Raw genomic sequence first — 19,372 nt, 5'->3', positions numbered from 1 at the left:
GTGGGTGGGTAGAACTATTTGTTCAACTTCCACTCACAACCGTTCTTACCATCTTTGATTTCGAAACCGAGAGCTGTAAGTTCGTTGCGGATTTTATCGCTGGTGGCCCAGTCTTTGTTGGCTTTTGCCTTCATGCGTTGTTCCAGCAACATGTCTACCACTTTACCGAAGGCGGCTTCACGCTCTTCGTTCGAATTGTTCTCCTCTTTCAGTCCCAGAATGTCGAAGCAGAAGAGGTGGAAGGTCTCTTTCAGTTCGTTCAGGTCTTCGGCATTGATGGTGTCGTTGCCGGCAAGGATATTGTTTATCATCCGGGTGCTGTCGAAGAGGTGGGCAATGACGATCGGTGTGTTCAGGTCGTCGTTCATAGCCTCGTAGCAGTTCGTACGCAGTGCTTTGACGTCTACGCTCGAAGTGGCGGAAGGAGTGATTCTTTCCAGTCCGCTGACGGCGTCCATCAGTCGTGACAAACCCTTTTCGGCGGCTTGTAGGGCTTCGTTACTGAAGTCTACGGTGCTACGGTAGTGGGCTTGCAGGATGAAGAAGCGGATAGTCATCGGGCTGTAGGCTTGTGTCAGTAGTTTGTGGCTTCCTCTGAAGAATTCGTCGAGGTTGATGAAGTTACCGTACGATTTGCCCATCTTCTGTCCGTTGATGGTGATCATGTTGTTGTGCATCCAGTAGTGCACCATGTCATCGCCTTGTGAGGCTACCGATTGGGCGATTTCGCATTCGTGGTGGGGGAAGATGAGGTCCATTCCTCCGCCGTGTATGTCGAATTGTTCGCCGAGGTATTTCTTTCCCATAGCCGTACATTCGCAATGCCATCCGGGGAATCCGTCGCTCCACGGAGAGGGCCAACGCATGATGTGCTCCGGTTGGGCGCGTTTCCAAAGGGCGAAGTCGGCGGGATTACGCTTTTCGGCTTGTCCGTCCAACTCGCGGGTCGTGTTCAGCACGTCGTCCAGGTTACGGCCGGAGAGTTTGCCGTAGTGATGGTCTTTATTATACTTCTCTACATCGAAGTAGACGGAGCCTTCGCTTTCGTAAGCATAACCGTTTTCCAGTATGTCTTTGACAAGTTGGATCTGCTCGATGATGTGTCCCGAGGCATGTGGTTCGATGCTGGGCGGAAGCACATTGAGGGCTTCCATTGCCTTATGGTAGCGGTTCACGTAATATTGCACGACCTCCATCGGCTCCATCTGTTCCAGACGGGCTTTCTTGGCAATCTTATCTTCGCCTTCGTCTGCATCGTGTTCCAGATGGCCTACATCGGTGATGTTACGTACGTAGCGCACTTTGTATCCCAGGTGAGTGAGATAACGGAAAAGCAGGTCGAAGGTGATGGCTGGGCGTGCATGTCCCAAGTGGGCATCGCCATAGACGGTAGGGCCGCATACATACATCCCTACGTGCGGAGCGTGCAGAGGCACGAATAGCTCCTTTCTCCTATCTAAGGTGTTGTAAATCGTCAGTTGATGTTCCATAATGTTTTATTTTTAAGTCTTTTAAGAGCACAAAGTTACAACAATTTCATAAGATAATGGTTCCTTTCATCCTTTTTATTGATGATCGTCGGGAGACGAAGTTGTTATCGGAAGTATTTAGAGCCTGTTTAAATTTTCCTCAAAAGGAACTCAAAAGAAGGCTGAACAAAATTTAAACAGGCTCTAATTCCGCCGATGGTATAGCAATTCTCTTTTTCCTTTATTACTTTTGTACCGGCTTTTTCAGTTTAGGTTTGCATAAATCATAAGGATATGAAATCGAAGAGACGTGTATTGCTTGGCATGAGTGGCGGCACCGATAGCTCTGTGGCTGCCATGCTGTTGCAGGAATCCGGTTATGAAGTAATCGGGGTGACTTTCCGTTTCTACGATTCGGAAGGCATTGAGGAGAATCTGGAGGACGCCCGCACGCTTGCTTCCCGTCTGAATATCCCGCATATCACGGTTGATGTCCGCCCCTTGTTCCGCGACCGCATAGTCACGTACTTCATCAACGAATACCTCTCTGCCCGTACTCCCGTGCCCTGCACGCTTTGCAACAATGAGTTCAAATGGCCTTTGCTGGCGAAGATTGCCGATGAGAAGGAGATTTATTGGATTGCGACAGGGCACTATGTGCGAAAGGTCTTTCGAGACGGCTCCTATTATCTTGCTCCCGCAGCCGACCGCGACAAGGACCAGTCCTTCTTCCTGTGGGGATTACAGCAAGAGATACTGGAGCGCATGCTTCTCCCGCTGGGCGATCTGACGAAGAGTGAAGTCCGTTCATACGCCGCCGAAAGGGGATTCCAACGGGCGGCAACAAAGAAAGATAGCATGGGTGTCTGTTTCTGTCCGATGGACTACCGCTCTTTTCTGCGTCGTGAAGTACCTCAGAAACTTCTGCCCGGAAAAGGACGTTTCCTCGATGAAAGTGGAAGATTCTTGGGTTGGCACGAAGGTTATCCCTTTTACACGATAGGGCAGCGTAGGGGACTGGGTATTCAGTTGAACCGCGCTGTGTTCGTGAAGGAGATCAGGAAAGCGACGAACGAAGTGGTGCTTGCCTCACTCCCGTCGCTGTATAAAAACGAGATGGAGCTGGAACACTGGAGTGCCGCCGACGAATCCCGTTTGTTTCGGGGAGATGACTTGATTGTCAAGATACGCTATCGCAAGCAGGCAAACCGTTGCACTGTCAGCCGTGTAGGCAGAGACCGCCTGCATGTGGCTCTGCATGAACCGCTCGAGGCGATAGCTTCCGGTCAGGCGGCAGCGTTTTATGATGAAGAGGGGTTGTTACTCGGCGGAGGTATCATCGTATGATGCATTGGGTATTATTACTACCGATTCCAAAAAACGCATAAGTGTTTATGTAAGATGAAATTTACGAAACAATTGATATTAAATTGCTATTCTATCCTCTTGTATTTTCCCCCTCTTCCAAAGGGAAAATTGTTGTGTTCTTACGGTCAGCCTTCTCTGTTCAACTCCAACATTTCCTCCAGATACTGTCTGGTGTTGCTCAGTCGTGGTATCTTATGCTGCCCGCCCAACTTTCCTTTCTGTGCCAACCAGTCGTGAAACAAGTTCTTGCGTGCGATGACCACCTCCAGCGGTTGCAATGCAAGGTCGTTTTGCCTTTTGGCTTCGTAGTCGGAATTTACCTCCTTCAGCGTGTTGTCCAGTACCTTTGCAAACCTCTCCAAACTGTCCGGCATCTGTGCAAACTCTATCAGCCACTGATGGCGGCATTTGGCTTTGGCATCCATGAACACGGGTGCGGCGGAATAGTCCGTAATCAATGCTCCGGTTGCTTCGCACGCCTTTGCCAATCCCTTCTCGGCATTGTCCACAATCAACTCTTCGCCAAAGGCATTGATGAAATGCTTCGTACGTCCGGTAATGACGAACTTGTATGGGGCTTTCTGCGTAAACTTCACCGTATCCCCGATCATGTAGCGCCACAAACCGGCTGAGGTGGAGATCACCATTGCATAATTCTTCTCCGTCTCCACTTCTTCCAAACAATAAATACGCGGGTTCTCCATGCCCACATCTTCCAGCGGAATGAATTCATAGAAGATGCCATAGTCGATCATTAGCAACAGCGACGGGTCGGCCGGATCATTCTGTGTGCCGAAGTATCCTTCGGAAGCGTTGTATGTCTCCACATAGTGCATCTTGGAAGAGCGGATCACATCTTTATATTGTTCGCGATAGGGAGTGAAGGCGACACCTCCGTGGAAGAAGACCTCCAAATTGGGCCAGATCTCTTCCAATGACTGCTTGCCAGTCTTCTCCAGAATATGTTTGATAAGCACCAGCATCCACGAAGGAACCCCCGACAGGTTGGTGACATTCTGTGCAATGGTACTGTCGGCAATAGCTTTCATCTTGCTCTCGAAGTCGCCCATGAGCGCAATCTCCTTGCTTGGGACGCGGATGTGATTCACTAAAGGATTGACATTTTGTATCAGGATGGCAGAAAGGTCGCCCACTAGCCCGTTCCTGGTATTGAGATTCGGGCTGTGGCTGCCGCCCAGTATCAGCCCTTTGCCGGAGAAAAACCGGCTTTCAGGATTTTGCCCTAAGTAGATGGCTACAGCATCCTTACCTCCCTGATAGTGAGTATCGTGCAACGACTCCTTGCTGACAGGCAAGAACTTGCTTTTGTCGTTGGTCGTACCCGAAGACTTGGCAAACCACTGTATCTCCGTCGGCCAGATCAGGTTCTGTTCTCCGGCACGCAGACGTTCCACGTACGGTTTCACCTCTTCGTATGTTTGTATGGGAAGCCGCTTCCTGAAATCCTCGTATGTACGTATGCTCTTATAGTCATATTTCTTGCCCCATTCCGTATTCTCCGCCATGCGCAACAGGCGCAACAGCACTTTATGCTGCAATTCTCCTGCACGGCAGGCATATAAATTGATTTCTTTCAGTCGAGGGGCAAAATACACCTTATTCAGTAATGCTGTGATAATACTCATCTCTCTTGCTTAAAAAAAAAGATTTTTATCGCGCAAAATTAATCTTATTTATCGGCTTCTCTATCTTTTTTCTCTTTTTTTTCTACCTTTACGTCCTAAAGAACAATAATTCAGACAAAAGTGTTATGAGAATCGGTATTTTGACTTCGGGAGGAGATTGTCCGGGCATCAATGCCACCATTCGCGGGGTATGCAAGACGGCAATCAATCATTATGGGATGGAAGTGGTAGGTATTCATAGCGGCTTTCAGGGCCTGCTGACCAAAGATGTGGAATCGTTCACTGACAAGTCTTTATCCGGACTGCTGAATCTGGGCGGAACGATGCTCGGCACTTCGCGCGAGAAGCCTTTCAAGAAGAACGGCGTTGTCTCCGGTGTCAACAAACCGGCACTGATGGAACAGAACATCCGCGAACTGGGATTGGATTGCATCGTCTGCATTGGCGGCAATGGTACGCAGAAGACCGCAGCCAAGATGGCGGCAATGGGGCTGAATGTCGTCTCCGTGCCCAAAACCATCGATAACGACATTTGGGGAACGGATTTCTCCTTCGGTTTCGATTCAGCTGTCAGCATAGCTACCGATGCCATCGACCGCCTGCATTCCACCGCCAGTTCACACAAGCGTGTGATGGTGATTGAAGTAATGGGGCACAAAGCCGGTTGGATAGCGCTCTACTCGGGCATGGCAGGTGGGGGAGATGTCATTCTGATACCTGAAATCCCTTATAACATCCACAGCATAGGTGAAACGATACTGAACCGTCTGAAGAAGGGCAAACCCTATTCCATCGTAGTCGTTGCCGAGGGCATACAGACCGACGGACACAAACGTGCCGCCGAGTACATCGCCCAGGAGATTGAATACGAGACTGGCATCGAAACCCGTGAGACTGTGCTTGGTTATATCCAGCGCGGTGGTTCGCCTACACCTTTCGACCGTAACCTTTCCACCCGCATGGGCGGCCATGCCACCGAATTGATTGCCAACGGGCAGTTCGGCAGGATGATTACGTTGAAGGGAAATGAAATCTCTTCCGCTCCTCTGGAAGAGGTGGCAGGCAAACTGAAACTGGTGACCGAAGACAATGACCTCGTAGTGCAGGGGCGGAGAATGGGGATTTGCTTTGGGTGAATGGCTTGCTTCGGATGAGGGATTTGATTAAAGAGATTTCCTTTTAAGGGGCTATCGGGAGAATCCGGAGAAATAGAAGGAGTTATTGCTGATAGTCTTGTTTAGTTGAGGCTGTTGTTTAATCGCAAACTTTATATAGTTGAGAATTGAGAGCTGGGAGTTAAGAGTTAAATGCATTGTTATTAAGTGCATCATTGGTTAAGAAGGTGTATCAAAACTCCTTTTTTTGAAAAAATCATCCCTGCTGCAAATAGCTGTGACAGGGATAATTCTTTCAATTTGGGCATTATGATACACCCTTTCGCTTTTAACTATCACTTAATAAAGACTCTTCATTCTCAACTCGCAACTATATAAAGACTCTCGGTTTAATAGGAGCTATTTTTGTTAGTGAGGAACTTCTGTATTGTCCTTTGATTCAGATATTGCACAATACATATCACTATAGACGCAGGAATAGCATATAACAGAGATGTACTGAACGCTAAATCTTTCTCAAGAATAAGAAATAGTGTAAAGATGATGCAAAGGACAGTTCCCAATGCCAAGTATCCGGCTTTTCCCCAGCTGTAAGGGATGGGGAAGAAAAATAAGCCTCCTATTACGCATGCCATACAAACGGCACCTACCAGTGAACACTCACTGTCGTTGATATAGAGAACAGTGAACAAGATAACCACTATGGGTGGGGCAATAATTTTTAGAAGTTTCTTCATAGTGTTTGTTATATTGAATATGATCTTCATATGTTAAAAATAAATGTACCAGTAGAATAAACTTTGAACTCCTTTTTGGTAACCAGTATCGTTGTCGAATATTATTATATTGAGTAACCTTTTGCAAATCGTTTATCCTTGAATTGCCTGCAAGGAATACCAGACAAGCAGGATGCTTAAAACAAAGTGTATGGAGGCTTTGATGATTTTCTTCTTCCTTTCCGGGATATCCTTTGATTGATAAATCAGGATAGTTACGGTTATGCTGTATGCTAGAATAAGAATTGAGAGTATGTTTGCGCTATAAGTGACAAATGTACTTCTCATCCAAATACCGAATTTCAGGTATAGGTAGTTTTCGATGAACCAGGTGCTTATGCCCCAGTATCATCTGCTATCCGTTTGCTAGTCCGAATGGCAAGTGCTTATTGTGCTGCAAATACACTCTTCCGCATCGTTTGTGGCTATCTGTCCTTGTTCTTTAATCATTTGGATTTCTTCCCTGAAATCTTTGTCACTCTTGAGCTTCTTCAATGCCATTTGCGCTGCATTCTGTTGCGATTCTTTCTTAGAATATCCGGTACCTTTGCCGGCTGATATACTTTCGATGCGCACTTCCGTATGGAACATCGGGTTATAGTCCTCGTCGAGGAATTGTTCGATCAGTTCAAAGGAGACCTCCATTTTATTCTTTTGGCTCCATTCGATTAGTTTCGACTTGAAGTTGACCTCTTTGCGTGACATCTTGTCCAGGTCGATGTACTTCTTGAATATCTTTTCCTCCATGAAACGCTTGCAACGTTCGTATCCCTGATCCAAGTAGATGGCGCCGATAAACGCTTCGAATGCGTTGCCGTACATGTAGCTGTTGTGTGAGGAAGAACGGGTGGAATATTTCACGAGTTTGTCCAGTCCGATTTCCACTGCCAGTTTGTTCAGTGTTTCCCGTTGCACGATTTTAGAACGCGTGTTGGTGAGGAAACCCTCGCGGCGTCCCTCAAAATGCTTGTAGACGATATCTCCTACGATGGCATCGAGTATGGCATCGCCCAAAAACTCCAGTCGTTCATTGTTCAGCGGACGACCCTTTTCCGACCGGATGGATGTGGATTTGTGCAACAGTGCCTGCTGGTAAATCTGGATGTTGCGGGGGAAGAACCCCAATATCTTATAAAAACAAAGATAAGACTCTCTATCCTTGTAGAATAGGAGCCTTATCTTGTCTATTTGATTACGTAACACGACTGATTAATCTGCGTATTTCTTGAAGATAATACATGCATTATGACCACCGAATCCAAAAGTGTTGGACAAGGCTGCGTTCACTTCACGCTTTTGCGCTTTGTTGAACGTCAAATTCAGGTCATAGTCGATGTTTTCGTCATTATCACCCTCTTCGTGATTGATGGTCGGAGGTACGATACCATTCTTGATGGCAAGGATGCTGGCGATGGATTCTACCGCACCGGCGGCACCCAGTAAGTGACCCGTCATGGACTTTGTCGAACTGATGTTCAACTTATACGCGTGCTCGCCAAATACGTCCTTGATGGCTTTTACTTCCGATATATCACCTACAGGAGTAGATGTACCGTGAACGTTGATGTAATCTATCTCCTCGGGTTTCATCTCAGCGTCTTCCAGTGCATTCATCATCACCAATTTGGCTCCTAATCCTTCCGGATGTGAAGCTGTTAGGTGGTGTGCATCGGCAGACATTCCTACGCCGGCTACTTCTGCATAGATTTTTGCACCACGTGCTTTGGCGTGCTCCAGTTCTTCGAGAACCAAGCAACCGCCACCTTCACCCATTACGAAACCGTCGCGGCTTGCGCTGAACGGACGAGATGCCGTCTGCGGAGAGTCGTTGCGGGTGGACAAAGCGTGCATTGCATTGAAACCGCCTACACCGCAAGCTGCGATGGCAGCTTCCGAACCACCGGTCACGATGGCATTTGCCTTACCCAAACGGATGAGGTTGAATGCATCGGCAATGGCGTTCGTTGATGTGGCGCATGCAGAACATGTCGCGTAGTTGGGACCATGAAAACCGTACATGATGGAAATCTGTCCGGCAGCGATGTCCGAAATCATCTTGGGGATGAAGAACGGATTGAACTTGGGACCGTTTTCCTTGTTGGTAGCATAGTTTCCAGCTTCTTCCTCAAATGTATGGATACCACCAATACCGGCGCCGAAGATGACACCGATTCTGTTTAAGTCCTCATTTTCGACGTCAAGGCCAGAGTCTGCAACCGCTTCTTTGGCTACCACGATGGCGAACTGTGTGTATCGATCCATTTTGCGGGCTTCTTTGCGGTCGATGTATTGGGTTGCTTCGAAGCCTTTGACTTCGCAAGCAAATTGGGTCTTGAAAAGGGAAGCGTCGAAATGAGTAATAGGTCCTGCTCCACTAACCCCATTCACTAAGTTTTCCCAAAATTCGGAAACACTGTTGCCAATAGGAGTAATGGCGCCGAGACCTGTTACTACAACTCTTTTTAATTCCATATTAAATTGATGGATAAGATTACTTAGCGTGTTCTTCGATGTAAGAAATGGCGTTGCCTACAGTACCAATCTTCTCAGCTTGGTCATCGGGAATTGAGATGCCGAATTCTTTTTCGAATTCCATGATAAGTTCTACAGTGTCAAGAGAATCTGCTCCCAGATCGTTTGTGAAGCTTGCTTCGTTAGTAACTTCTGATTCTTCAACGCCTAATTTATCAACGATGATCGCTTTCACTCTTGATGCAATTTCAGACATAACTTTAAGTTTTTAATTAATAATAAATAGTTTTTTTCTTTAATTTTGCGTGGCAAAGGAATAAATATTTATCGTTACTCGCAAATATTTGAGGAAATAAATGCACCATTTTGCACATTTTTTACGGTTTTGTGCACAAAAAGCAGGTTTTATGAAGAAAAATATCGCTATTTTGGCATCGGGAAGTGGTACGAATGCGGAGAATATCATCCGTTATTTTCAGGTAAAAAAGTCAGCTTCCGTGGCTTTGGTACTGACGAACCGGAGGGATGCCTTTGTATTGGAACGTGCTCGCGGATTGGGAGTACCTTATTGTTTTTTCCCGAAGGATGAGTGGGAGCATGGGGGCGCGATTTTGTCTGTGTTGGAAGAGCATGGGGTGGATTTTGTGGTTTTGGCAGGTTTTCTGGCGCGTGTGCCGGAGGCTATCTTGCATGTTTATCCAGGCAGAATCATAAATATTCATCCTTCGTTGTTGCCCAAGTTTGGTGGAAAGGGAATGTATGGCAACCGTGTGCATGAGGCGGTTCTTGCTGCGGGGGAGGTCGAAAGTGGCATTACCATACATTATATTAATGAGCACTATGACGAAGGGGATGTGATCCGGCAGGTGAGATGTCCGGTTTTGCCGGAAGATACACCGGAGGAACTGGCGTGTCGCATTCATGCATTGGAGTACGAAGTCTATCCGGAGGTGATAGAGCAGTTGTTGTCCGAAATAGGTTGAATGGTTCCTGCGGTCTATCCGATTTATATCAGAATCATGTCAGGGGGATATTTTCTCCGCATTATGGGTTATGATGAAAGAATCAGACTGAAGGCTTCCTTTTCTCTTCGTAACGGATAGTCTCCTCGCAGTTGTTCAAACAGTTCGGGGGCTGTCTTCAAGGCCTCGCTGTCTCTTCGGGGGTCGTACATTTGCAGGTAAGCGTCCGCTGTGGAGCGTGCTGTAAGCAGAGGATTCGCTGGGGCGGGCGGAGTGATGTGGTAGTCGGCTTGTATGCCGAAGTATTTGCAAAGCGCGTCCAGCGACATGCGTGTGGCATTGGCTTTTCCGTCTGCCGAATAGCCGGCAATGTGCGGGGTGCCGATGAACACCTTATTTAATAAGGAGAGATTGATGTCCGGTTCGTTTTCCCATACGTCGATTATGGCGTCGGAGATTTGTCCGGTTTCGAGTGCCTTGAGCAGGGCTTCGGTCTTGATTACTTCGCCTCGGGAGGTATTGATAATGACCGGTTGTCGTTTCAGTAAGCGGAAGAATGCATCGTCGGCCAGGTGGAAAGTCTTGTATCTTCCTTCTTTGCACAAGGGTACGTGGAAGGTCAGTATGTCGCACTCTTCTGCCAGAAGCTTTAGCGGACTGAAACGGCTGGTTCCTTCTTGGTCTTCCCTTGGGAGGTCGTTCAGTAATACTTTCATCCCCAGTCCGTGTGCTACATCCGCTACTTTACTTCCCACGTTGCCTACTCCCACAATTCCGATGGTCGTTTCTGACAGGCGTTTACCTTTCTGCTGTTCCAAAAGCAGCAGGGCGGATTGCAGGTATTGGGCGACGGAAGCGGAATTGCATCCGGGAGCATTGGTCCAGGTGATGCCTGCCTGGCGGCAGTATGCGGTATCTATGTGATCGAATCCGATGGTGGCGGTGGCGATGAACCGGACGCGGCTTCCTTCCAGCAGTTCGCGGTTGCAGCGTGTGCGGGTGCGTATGATGAGTGCGTCGGCGTCTTTCACTATATCCGGAGTGAAGTCTTTGCCGGGGGCATAGATTACTTCGTCGGCTATCTGTTCGATAGCTTCTTTTATATAAGGTATTTTGTTGTCAACGATAACTTTCATTTTGCTGTCTTATTAGGTCTTCTTTTTTGTTCAGATACAGCCTTTCTTCTCTTTACGGGCGGATGATTTTCCATTCGCCAATGGTACGTGTGGCACTGTCGAAGTTTATTCCGACCTTGATCACTTGTCTGTTGTCCATTTGATAGGGGATGGCGTATTGTTTGCTGTCAATCTGTGCCAAAGCCTCTTCGGGTGTTCCGTCGTATTTGAATTCGAAGACGTAAATGGCATCTTGTAGCTTCAAGACGACATCCGCACGGCCTATGGCACTTTTCACTTCTACATCTACGTATTGTCCCATCAGGCGGAAAAGCAGATAGAAGATGGTTTGATAGTGCTTTTCTGTCTTGTTTTCCAGATCGTGGGGGATGGATGCGAAGAATGCACGGGTACGTTCCAGGCAACTTTCGATGTCGCCTTTCATCAGGTCGCGCAGGAAAGAGACTGCGTAGAATGTATTTTCCCGTGGGAAACGGTGCACGTACATAGGCAACAGGGATTCAGTGAAACCATAGCGGACTTCGTTGTTGGGGTAAGCAAGGTTATAGATGCGGAAAGTGGGGTCATAGCCTTTTATGGTCAGATAACCGCTTTGGTAAAGTACCGGAATGGGGTCGGTTATCTGGTCGGTGGGCGAATCAAACTGCTCGTCGGTGGCTGTTAGTCCGTCCAGGTTGCGTACATCGAAATCAGTTTGGCGAAGGAGGTCGAGCAAGAAAGTGGGTGTTCCTGTGGAGAACCAATAGTTTTTGTATTCTTTGGCATCAAAAGCGTTGAATAGGCTGAAAGGGTTGTAAATGTCCGGACCACCGCTACTGAAATGATAACCATCGTATTGATGTTTAAGGTGTGCGCATGCTTCTTCGTATGTTTCGTTGTTTGCTTCCGCCATCTGCTCAATGTCGGGTTTCAATTGTGTCAACAATTCTTCTTCTGTGATGCCGCAAAGTGCACTGAAGTCATCGCGCATGCTGATGTTTTTTAAATTGTTCAGCTCGCTGAAAATACTCAGTTGGCTGAACTTACTGATACCCGTGATGAAAAAGAAACGAAGGTATTGTCCCAGTCCTTTGATGGGGCTGAAAAAGTCGCGCACGATACCTCTTAGCTCGTTTTGCAAGGCAGGGTCGCTATTGCTATCAAACATGGGGGAGTCATATTCGTCCACTAACAGTACTATCTGCTTTCCGGTTTTCTGATAGGCGCATTTGATGATATTGCTTAGACGTACGCTGAAGAATGTGTCTGAAGCAGGACAACCGTATTCTTCTTCCCATTGTTTCAGATGCCAGTTGATGGCGGCACGCAGATAGTCGGCAGTCAGATACTTACTGATGCTGAAGTCGATATGCAATACCGGGAAGGTAGCCCATTCCTGTTCCAGATGTTCCATAGCCAGTCCCTTGAACAATTCTTTCTTTCCTTGAAAATAAGCCTCCAGTGTGGATATGAGTAGGCTCTTGCCGAAACGGCGGGGACGGCTGAGGAAATAGATTTGGTCGGTATGCGTTAATCGGTAAATCAATTCCGTTTTGTCTACATATACGCAACCACGATTGCGCAACTGTTCAAAATGTTGTATTCCTATCGGATACCTGCGGGCATTCACTTCCATATCTGACTTTTGTTTGTTGTTACGACTTTATGCAAAGATACATTTATTTTGCAAGAAACATGTAATATGGTTTCCTTTAATTTCGGAAAAACTGTGATCGGAAGAGGGATAAGAGTCACTAGAGTGTCTATTAAAACAGCACAGTTTGAGGGGTGTGTCTACTGATTCAGTAGGGAATTTATAACACCGTCTACTGTTTTAGTTAATGAAAAGAAAAAAGTATCTAGTGAAATCAGGAAAAGATATATGTCATAACAAGTAATGTAATGGAGTATAACAAGTAATGTAATGGAGCATAACAAGTAATGTAATGGAGCATAACAAGTAATGTAATGGAACATAACAAATAATGTAATGATGAGTTTCTTCGAACTAAAATAACAATCAAAATAAGTACCATATTCCATCCCTCACATCTTTCACCAATTTGTTAGTTGTATAATACACAAATGTTTATGGTGAAACATCTTGTAGAAGAACTATGATCCCCAAAAAACTGACTTACAAGAAAACGTTCTCCCTTAAAACATCGGAGGGAAAGAAGACTTTCTACGGGCATATTATCGAAACACTTATCTGAAATGACGCAAAGCTTGTTTAAGGTAGAGCGGGGGTGTTCACAAAAGCAACAAACTGTTTGGCAGTATGCTAAATAATGCCTAATTTTGTCAAGTTGTACAAATGTGCCTACCTGACAGTATAGGCATGACCGTTTGTAGAAACAGGTAAAAAAACAGTTATAAGGAATGAAGCGTATCCATATCATCACACCTGTAAAGGATTCCATCGAGCTTACCTTGCAGACGATAGATGCCATTATGGCATCAAACTTGAGAACCCCTTTTACTTATACCGTTTACAACGATTTCAGTACGGAGGAGAATACGTCCCGGCTGCGTGAGGCTTCCGGCAGGTTGGGGTTCGAACTGGTAAACCTTGCGGAAATCACCGATCATCCTTCACCCAATTATCTATTGGTGTTGCAGATGGCACAGGAACGTGCAGTTGCCGAAGAGGCGGGGCTTGCGATTGTGGAGTCTGATGTTATCGTGAAAAGCGATACCTTGCAGTCGCTGTTCGATGGTGCTTCGGAAAGAAAAGATTGCGGTATTGCTGCTGCTGTCACTGTGGATGAAAATGGAGATATCAACTATCCCTATCTGTTTGCCAAAGGGCGCGAAAATTCAGTTTTTCCCGAACAGAAACACTGTAGCTTTTGCTGTTCGCTTCTGACTTTGGATTTTCTCCGTTCTTTCAACTTCCATCAGTTGAATCCCGAAAAGAATTGGCACGATGTGACCATTTCCCACCAATCACTGAAAGAGGGTTTCCGTAATTATCTCTTCACTACGCTTCCTGTGTGGCATCGCCCGCATAGTAGTCGCCCGTGGAAACAACTGAAATATAAAAATCCGCTGAAGTACTATTGGCTGAAATATACAAAGGGGTTGGATAAAATCTGAAAATGGGTTTGTAATCGGTTTGGTAAGGGAAACCGTGAGTGCGGCTTCTTGTGTGTTTTTTGTATATATATTAAATATTTGTATATTTGTTGCGAATATTGTCGTTTCGACTTTTAAGAAACGGCATAGCTTGAAAAGCCAAGAAAAAAAATGTTATGATAAAAAAGCAGGGGCTGATAACCGCCATATATCGTTTTTTTCATCCATGTGTATTGACTGTCCATCCTGATTATGAGAATCTGGAAGATTTTGTCAAGTCATTGCCCGCACGCTTTCAGAATGGTGAAGGAACTGTGATTCACAAGGGGCGAAATGAACTGAGAAAGATGGAATATGGAGGGCAAATTTATGTAGTGAAGTCGTTTCACCGACCTAATCTGGTAAACCGTTTTATTTATGGAGTCTTTCGCGCGTCGAAAGCCAAGCGTTCCTATCTGTATGCCAGACGTTTTTTGGAAATAGGCGTCGGTACTCCTCAGCCTGTAGCGTGGATGGATGAGCGTGTCGGTCTGTTGTTCGGTAGGAGTTATTACGTCAGTTGCTTGTCCGATTGTCCTTACGTATATTCCGATTTGTTTAATCGGCAGATAGATTATTCCGAAGAGGTAGTACGTGCCATCGGACGTACTACGGCAGTCTTGCACGAAAACGGTTATGCACACAAAGACTATGGTCGTGGGAATATTCTTTTCCGGAAGCAGGAAGATGATACAATCAAAATAGAAATAGTAGACCTGAACCGGATGCATATAGGACACGTGAACATAAAAGCCGGATGCAAGAACTTCGAACGTCTGCCTGCTACCCCGCAGATGCATCGTTGTATGGCCGAAGAATATGCCAAGTTGCGTGGCTTTGATGTTGAAAAGTGTTATGAACTGATGGCGGCTTATCGGAGCACGCAGGACGGAAAAATTGATGGCCTTTACTAAAGATTTGAATGACATGAATGTTGTTGCTGTTGTTGTTACGTATAATCGACTGAAGCTATTGAAACGGAATATCGCCTGTTTGCGGCAAAACGTTCCGGTTTCTTCCATCGTGGTGGTAAATAATGGAAGTACGGACGGGACTGCCGAATGGCTGAAAACACAAGACGACCTTGTGGTATTGGAACAGGAGAATGTAGGTGGTGCTGGCGGTTTTTATACAGGAATAGAACATGCCTATCGGATGGGTGCTGAATGGGTATGGTGTATGGACGACGATGTCTTTCCTCGTGCCGACTGTTTGGAAAAACTGTTGGCGGAGTCCGGACGTGCAGATATTGGTGTGCTTGCGCCCCGCAGACTGCTGGAAGGAAAAGTATTCACGAATGATTTTCAGGAGTATAATCTGACCAATCCATTCTCTTCCATGTATGGTAGGAAGTTGGCGAAACAAGTGGTGACTGCTCCCGTCGAAATTAAAGGAACTGCATTCGAAGGTCCCCTCATACACCGTAAAACAATTGAGAAAGTGGGACTTCCTAATCGCGAACTTTTTATATTTTGCGATGATACGGACTACTGTCTGCGCATTGTGCGTGCAGGCTTTAAGATTATATACGTTCCTACAGCCTTGATGGACAAAGAGAAGTTCTTTTCGAACGACAGTTGGAGCGAACGTAACAAAAAGAAAAAATGGAAACGATTCTATCAGATACGTAATTCCACTTATCTCAATCATCGTTACGGACGTAATGCAGCTGTCAGGTATCTTCGCGGTTTCAACGGAGTGATGGGATATATTGTGACGGCTTTGTTTACCATTCCGTTTTCCGATGCTTGGCAATGGCATGACATCCCCAATTTGTGGCAGGCGTATCGTGACGGAATACACGAAAGACTTGGAATCATGAAGCATAAATAAACTATAGATTATGAATTTGTATCTGTTTAAAAAAATATTTCTTGCTCTTGCCGAAAGTTATAAAGCCTTTCGTCAGACACCGTCTCCACGCCTGATAATGACCATGCTGGTCAAGAATGAAGAGGATGTGCTGGAAGAAAATCTCATGTTTCATAAGGCGATGGGAGTGGATGGTTTCATCATTACTGATAATAATTCGACGGACCGTACTGTGGATATAATCCGTAAATATATAGAAAAGGGATGGGTGAAAGAGTTCATTGCTGAGACTGCTACCAATTATGAACAAAAAGCGTGGGTGGATCGCATGATATGGAAAGCCAAAAATGTATATGGTGCTGATTGGGTGATAAATGCCGATGCGGATGAGTTGTGGTATTCTCCTTCCGGCAATCTTAAGACGGAACTTTCGGTTACTCATGCCAATGTGTTGGAATGTGAGGTAGCAAGTGTTTATCCAGAGGAAGAAAAGCCTTTCTGGCAATGGGATAAGATGGTTAAGTCTGTTCCTGAACCGGAGTTGTATGGTCTGTCACGCTACTCCTTGTTCGAACGTCAAAATAAGAAAGTCATTCATCGGACAACTTGTTATCTTCAGATTTCCATGGGCAATCATAAAGTTGCCATGTTTCCTAAATGGTCTGAACAGGCTAAAGTACGTGTCTACCATTATAATATACGTGGAAAGAGGCACTTTATGGATAAAATGATTAATGGTGGTAAACAGCTGGAACAACATAACAGCAAACATGGTGGTGTTCATTGGCGTTATTTCTATCAACTATACAAGGAAGGCAAATTAGAGGCACAATATGATCGTGTCATCGGTAAACCTGCTTTTGACCGTCTTTATAAGGACGGATTTATCTTTACGGATACCGCTATATCAGATTTCTTCAAGAAGAACATAATATGTTGAGATTGCGCTTAAGTCCTGTTTTCTTTTTCCCACAGGTCTAATGCGGCCATTATTGTGTCGTCCATATCGGCATATGTGTATTGTGCAAGTCTGCCGCCAAACAATACGTTATTTGTTTGCTTCGCCAGTGCCTGATATTTTTCAAATATTAGCGTATTTGTCTCGTCGTTGATGGGGTAATAAGGCTCTTTCCCTTTTTCAAAATTGTCCGGATATTCATAGGTGATGACAGTAGAGGGTTGTTGCCCGTATTCGAAATGTTTATGTTCGATAATGCGGGTATAGGGAGTCTCCCTATCGGTATAGTTCACCACTGCATTTCCTTGGAAGTTTTCCATACCCTTAAGTGTTTTATGCTCGAAGTACAGACTGCGATACTCTAAAGGTCCATAGCAGTAATCGAAATATTCATCAATGCATCCGGTATAAAGAATCCGCTCTGTCAATCCGTCAAGATAATCACGGTACTCCAGATAATTGGTTTCTGTTCTTACTTCGATCCCCTTCAATAAATTGTTTATCAATGCATTGTATCCTCCTACAGGAATGCCTTGATAAGCGTCGTTAAAATAATTGTTATCAAAAATAAAGCGGAAAGGAATACGTTTGATGATGAATGCCGGAAGTTGTGTTGCCGGACGTCCCCATTGTTTTTCCGTGTATCCTTTGATCAATTGTTGGTAGATATCTTCTCCACACAATTTTAGGGCTTGCTCTTCTAAGTTACGGGCAGTTGTTATATGTTCATATTTTTTGCATTGTTCTTTTATTTTGGCTTTAGCTTCATCAGGAGTACTTACGCCCCATAGCTGATGAAATGTATTCATGTTGAAAGGCAGGTTGTATAACTTTCCTTTGTAATTGGCTATGGGTGAATTGGTATATCGGTTGAATTCGGTAAGGCTGTTCACATATTGCCATACCTTTTTATTATCTGTATGGAATATATGTGCGCCATATTTGTGTACATGTATCCCTTCTATTTCTTCACAGTAGATGTTGCCTCCAGTGTGTTGGCGTTTCTCTACGACTAAACAATGTTTTCCGGCTTTTTGGGCTTCATGGGCAAATACTGCTCCGAATAAACCACTGCCTACAATGAGGTAATCATACTGTTTCATTCTCAGTTGTTGTTATGTTTGGGATTATTCGCAAAGATAAATCAAAAAAGTTCAGGATGCAAAATATAGGGGTGGGCTTGTGCGGAAAAAGAACAATATTCGCGCGTTAAAAAGGTTATTTACTCTTTATTTATGAAATATTTCGTAAGAAATGAACAACGTATTAAAATATAGTGTACTTTTGTAAACATTATAACCAACCTAACCATATTTTAGAAATCTTCTAATGAAGCATGCTTATTTAATTATAGCACATAATGAATACTCGATATTGAAGAGTCTTTTGGCGATGCTCGATGATGAAAGGAATGATATTTATCTTTTTATTGATCGTCGTTCGAGAATGTTGCGCAAAAAAATGCGGGACTATCAAATGTCACATGCAGGATTTTATATCATACAAGATTCAATTAAACTTTATTGGGGAGATATCAGTTTGGTTGAGGCTGAGTTTATCTTGATGGAGACTGCGTTAAAACATGGTAGTTATTTGTACTATCATCTTTTGTCGGGTGCTGATCTGCCAATAAAGAGTCAGGACTATATTCATGATTTCTTTCAGCGTAATGCAGGAAAGGAATTTGTTGGATATTGGCAGAGTACGGAACATCAGAAGGATCTGGACCGTAAAGTCTCACGTTATTATTTGTTTACTAAAAGTTTGCGTCCTAATGATAAGTGGCATGCTTTCACTATGCCCTTCTACAATTTGGTGTTGATTTTCCAGAAGTTGATACGTTTTCGCAGGAAAAGTGAGATTGGCTTTCAGAAAGGTTCTCAATGGTTCAGTATAACCGATGATTTCTGCCGATATATAGTAAAGGAAAAGGCTTTTGTACTGAAACGCTTTAAGTACACGTTGTGTCCTGACGAGATATTTGTGCAAACCATTTTGTGGAATTCACCTTTTAAAGGGAATATCTATCGTCTTGATAACAATAATGGGGGCAATATGCGTCTGATAGATTGGACGAGGGGAGCACCTTATGTATGGCGTCAGCAAAATTATGAGGAGCTGCTTCAGGCAGAACAGCTTTTTGCCCGTAAGTTCAGTTCTGAGCATATGGAAGTGGTGGAGTTAATTAGAAAAAAGTTTAGGAATGGGTAAATGATGCCAAAAAAAGAGATATTATTTATAATTGAGAATTTACGTGGTGGTGGAGCCGAAAAAGTTTTGTTGGACTTGCTCAGGAGATTTGATTATTCCCTCTATCATGTTTCTCTTTTGATAGCTTATCCTGATGGAGTATATAAGAATGATATTCCAAAAGAAGTTGAACTTATTTCTTTGTACAAGAGAAATCATACGTTTTGCCGCAAGGCTTTTCGTTATTATAAAAGATATAACGGCTTCTCTTTTTTGCTTAAGTATCAGCTCCGAAAACGGATAAACGGTTCTTATGATATCGTTATATCCTTTTTAGAAGGGCGTGCTTTGCTTTTGCACAGCTTGATAAAA

At 44.7% G+C, this 19,372-nt stretch carries 16 protein-coding genes and 1 pseudogene; 9 read left to right on the top strand and 8 right to left on the bottom strand.

Annotated features, from left to right (window positions below):
* Positions 1 to 14 precede the first annotated feature (14 nt).
* Positions 15 to 1,490: a cysteine--tRNA ligase gene (cysS, locus tag QZ323_RS12710; protein WP_294635061.1), complete on the bottom strand. Its 1,476-nt coding sequence runs from the start codon at positions 1,488 to 1,490 to the stop codon at positions 15 to 17.
* A 273-nt stretch (positions 1,491 to 1,763) separates the two neighbouring features.
* Here cysS and mnmA point away from each other — a divergent pair, with 273 nt between their 5' ends.
* Entirely contained in the window at positions 1,764 to 2,816 is a 1,053-nt protein-coding gene (mnmA, locus tag QZ323_RS12705; protein WP_294635060.1) for a tRNA 2-thiouridine(34) synthase MnmA, read from the top strand.
* Between the two features lie 146 nt (positions 2,817 to 2,962).
* Here the strand turns inward: mnmA and QZ323_RS12700 are convergent, their stop codons facing one another.
* The gene (locus tag QZ323_RS12700) at positions 2,963 to 4,483 is read right to left on the bottom strand and encodes a GH3 auxin-responsive promoter family protein (RefSeq protein WP_294635059.1); all 1,521 of its coding nucleotides are present in this window, start codon (positions 4,481 to 4,483) and stop codon (positions 2,963 to 2,965) included.
* A 125-nt stretch (positions 4,484 to 4,608) separates the two neighbouring features.
* On the opposite strand from QZ323_RS12700, the gene QZ323_RS12695 reads away from it, so the two are divergent.
* The gene (locus tag QZ323_RS12695; RefSeq protein ID WP_294635058.1) at positions 4,609 to 5,619 is read left to right on the top strand and encodes an ATP-dependent 6-phosphofructokinase; all 1,011 of its coding nucleotides are present in this window, start codon (positions 4,609 to 4,611) and stop codon (positions 5,617 to 5,619) included.
* Positions 5,620 to 6,740: 1,121 nt separating this feature from the next.
* Here the strand turns inward: QZ323_RS12695 and rnc are convergent.
* The 3 genes from rnc to QZ323_RS12680 are packed head-to-tail and all read right to left on the bottom strand — an operon-like array spanning position 6,741 to position 9,102.
* On the bottom strand, positions 6,741 to 7,577 hold the full coding sequence (gene rnc, locus QZ323_RS12690; protein ID WP_294635056.1) for a ribonuclease III: 837 nt from the start codon (positions 7,575 to 7,577) through the stop codon (positions 6,741 to 6,743).
* 6 nt (positions 7,578 to 7,583) lie between these two features.
* Complete coding sequence (gene fabF / locus QZ323_RS12685; protein WP_294635055.1) at positions 7,584 to 8,846, bottom strand: beta-ketoacyl-ACP synthase II; 1,263 nt, start codon at positions 8,844 to 8,846, stop codon at positions 7,584 to 7,586.
* A gap of 19 nt (positions 8,847 to 8,865) precedes the next feature.
* Positions 8,866 to 9,102, bottom strand: coding sequence for an acyl carrier protein (locus tag QZ323_RS12680; RefSeq protein ID WP_294635054.1), 237 nt, complete (start codon positions 9,100 to 9,102; stop codon positions 8,866 to 8,868).
* 151 nt (positions 9,103 to 9,253) lie between these two features.
* On the opposite strand from QZ323_RS12680, the gene purN reads away from it, so the two are divergent.
* Complete coding sequence (purN, locus tag QZ323_RS12675) at positions 9,254 to 9,829, top strand: phosphoribosylglycinamide formyltransferase (RefSeq protein WP_294635052.1); 576 nt, start codon at positions 9,254 to 9,256, stop codon at positions 9,827 to 9,829.
* 68 nt (positions 9,830 to 9,897) lie between these two features.
* On the opposite strand, the gene pdxB is transcribed toward purN, so the two are convergent.
* Together pdxB and QZ323_RS12665 are read right to left on the bottom strand one after the other, a co-directional pair.
* Positions 9,898 to 10,944, bottom strand: a complete 1,047-nt coding sequence (pdxB, locus tag QZ323_RS12670; protein WP_294635050.1) for a 4-phosphoerythronate dehydrogenase PdxB — start codon at positions 10,942 to 10,944, stop codon at positions 9,898 to 9,900.
* A gap of 52 nt (positions 10,945 to 10,996) precedes the next feature.
* Positions 10,997 to 12,559 carry an ATP-binding protein gene (locus QZ323_RS12665; RefSeq protein ID WP_294635048.1) on the bottom strand — a complete coding sequence of 521 codons (1,563 nt, stop codon included), beginning with the start codon at positions 12,557 to 12,559 and terminating at the stop codon, positions 10,997 to 10,999.
* Between the two features lie 746 nt (positions 12,560 to 13,305).
* Here QZ323_RS12665 and QZ323_RS12660 point away from each other — a divergent pair.
* From QZ323_RS12660 to QZ323_RS12645, 4 genes are all read left to right on the top strand, one after another.
* Entirely contained in the window at positions 13,306 to 14,022 is a 717-nt protein-coding gene (locus tag QZ323_RS12660) for a glycosyltransferase family 2 protein (protein WP_294635047.1), read from the top strand.
* Between the two features lie 155 nt (positions 14,023 to 14,177).
* Positions 14,178 to 14,954, top strand: a complete 777-nt coding sequence (locus QZ323_RS12655; protein ID WP_294635046.1) for a lipopolysaccharide kinase InaA family protein — start codon at positions 14,178 to 14,180, stop codon at positions 14,952 to 14,954.
* A 13-nt stretch (positions 14,955 to 14,967) separates the two neighbouring features.
* Positions 14,968 to 15,873 carry a glycosyltransferase family 2 protein gene (locus tag QZ323_RS12650; protein ID WP_294635045.1) on the top strand — a complete coding sequence of 302 codons (906 nt, stop codon included), beginning with the start codon at positions 14,968 to 14,970 and terminating at the stop codon, positions 15,871 to 15,873.
* Between the two features lie 10 nt (positions 15,874 to 15,883).
* Entirely contained in the window at positions 15,884 to 16,792 is a 909-nt protein-coding gene (locus QZ323_RS12645; protein ID WP_294635044.1) for a glycosyltransferase family 2 protein, read from the top strand.
* Between the two features lie 8 nt (positions 16,793 to 16,800).
* On the opposite strand, the gene glf is transcribed toward QZ323_RS12645, so the two are convergent.
* Positions 16,801 to 17,913: a UDP-galactopyranose mutase gene (glf, locus tag QZ323_RS12640; protein ID WP_294635042.1), complete on the bottom strand. Its 1,113-nt coding sequence runs from the start codon at positions 17,911 to 17,913 to the stop codon at positions 16,801 to 16,803.
* A 226-nt stretch (positions 17,914 to 18,139) separates the two neighbouring features.
* Between glf and QZ323_RS12635 the strand changes: the two genes are divergently transcribed.
* Together QZ323_RS12635 and QZ323_RS12630 are read left to right on the top strand one after the other, a co-directional pair.
* On the top strand, positions 18,140 to 19,021 hold the full coding sequence (locus tag QZ323_RS12635) for a beta-1,6-N-acetylglucosaminyltransferase (RefSeq protein ID WP_294635041.1): 882 nt from the start codon (positions 18,140 to 18,142) through the stop codon (positions 19,019 to 19,021).
* A pseudogene (locus QZ323_RS12630) lies at positions 19,022 to 19,372 on the top strand (hypothetical protein); the annotation flags it as partial. It abuts the gene before it with no gap.

Origin of the sequence: uncultured Bacteroides sp., assembly GCF_910585845.1 — a bacterium.
Taxonomy (GTDB): Bacteria; Bacteroidota; Bacteroidia; order Bacteroidales; family Bacteroidaceae; genus Bacteroides.
Note: the sequence above shows the minus strand (reverse complement) of the source record. Positions and strands in the feature narration are given on the sequence as shown.

Coding starts and splice junctions, on each gene's coding strand:
- QZ323_RS12700 (WP_294635059.1), bottom strand. CDS start 4,483: ATGAGTATTATCACAGCATTACTGAATAAGGTGTATTTTGCCCCTCGA.
- QZ323_RS12645 (WP_294635044.1), top strand. CDS start 15,884: ATGAATTTGTATCTGTTTAAAAAAATATTTCTTGCTCTTGCCGAAAGT.
- fabF (WP_294635055.1), bottom strand. CDS start 8,846: ATGGAATTAAAAAGAGTTGTAGTAACAGGTCTCGGCGCCATTACTCCT.
- cysS (WP_294635061.1), bottom strand. CDS start 1,490: ATGGAACATCAACTGACGATTTACAACACCTTAGATAGGAGAAAGGAG.
- purN (WP_294635052.1), top strand. CDS start 9,254: ATGAAGAAAAATATCGCTATTTTGGCATCGGGAAGTGGTACGAATGCG.
- glf (WP_294635042.1), bottom strand. CDS start 17,913: ATGAAACAGTATGATTACCTCATTGTAGGCAGTGGTTTATTCGGAGCA.
- QZ323_RS12680 (WP_294635054.1), bottom strand. CDS start 9,102: ATGTCTGAAATTGCATCAAGAGTGAAAGCGATCATCGTTGATAAATTA.
- mnmA (WP_294635060.1), top strand. CDS start 1,764: ATGAAATCGAAGAGACGTGTATTGCTTGGCATGAGTGGCGGCACCGAT.
- QZ323_RS12655 (WP_294635046.1), top strand. CDS start 14,178: ATGATAAAAAAGCAGGGGCTGATAACCGCCATATATCGTTTTTTTCAT.
- QZ323_RS12650 (WP_294635045.1), top strand. CDS start 14,968: ATGAATGTTGTTGCTGTTGTTGTTACGTATAATCGACTGAAGCTATTG.
- QZ323_RS12665 (WP_294635048.1), bottom strand. CDS start 12,559: ATGGAAGTGAATGCCCGCAGGTATCCGATAGGAATACAACATTTTGAA.
- QZ323_RS12695 (WP_294635058.1), top strand. CDS start 4,609: ATGAGAATCGGTATTTTGACTTCGGGAGGAGATTGTCCGGGCATCAAT.
- pdxB (WP_294635050.1), bottom strand. CDS start 10,944: ATGAAAGTTATCGTTGACAACAAAATACCTTATATAAAAGAAGCTATC.
- QZ323_RS12635 (WP_294635041.1), top strand. CDS start 18,140: ATGAAGCATGCTTATTTAATTATAGCACATAATGAATACTCGATATTG.
- QZ323_RS12660 (WP_294635047.1), top strand. CDS start 13,306: ATGAAGCGTATCCATATCATCACACCTGTAAAGGATTCCATCGAGCTT.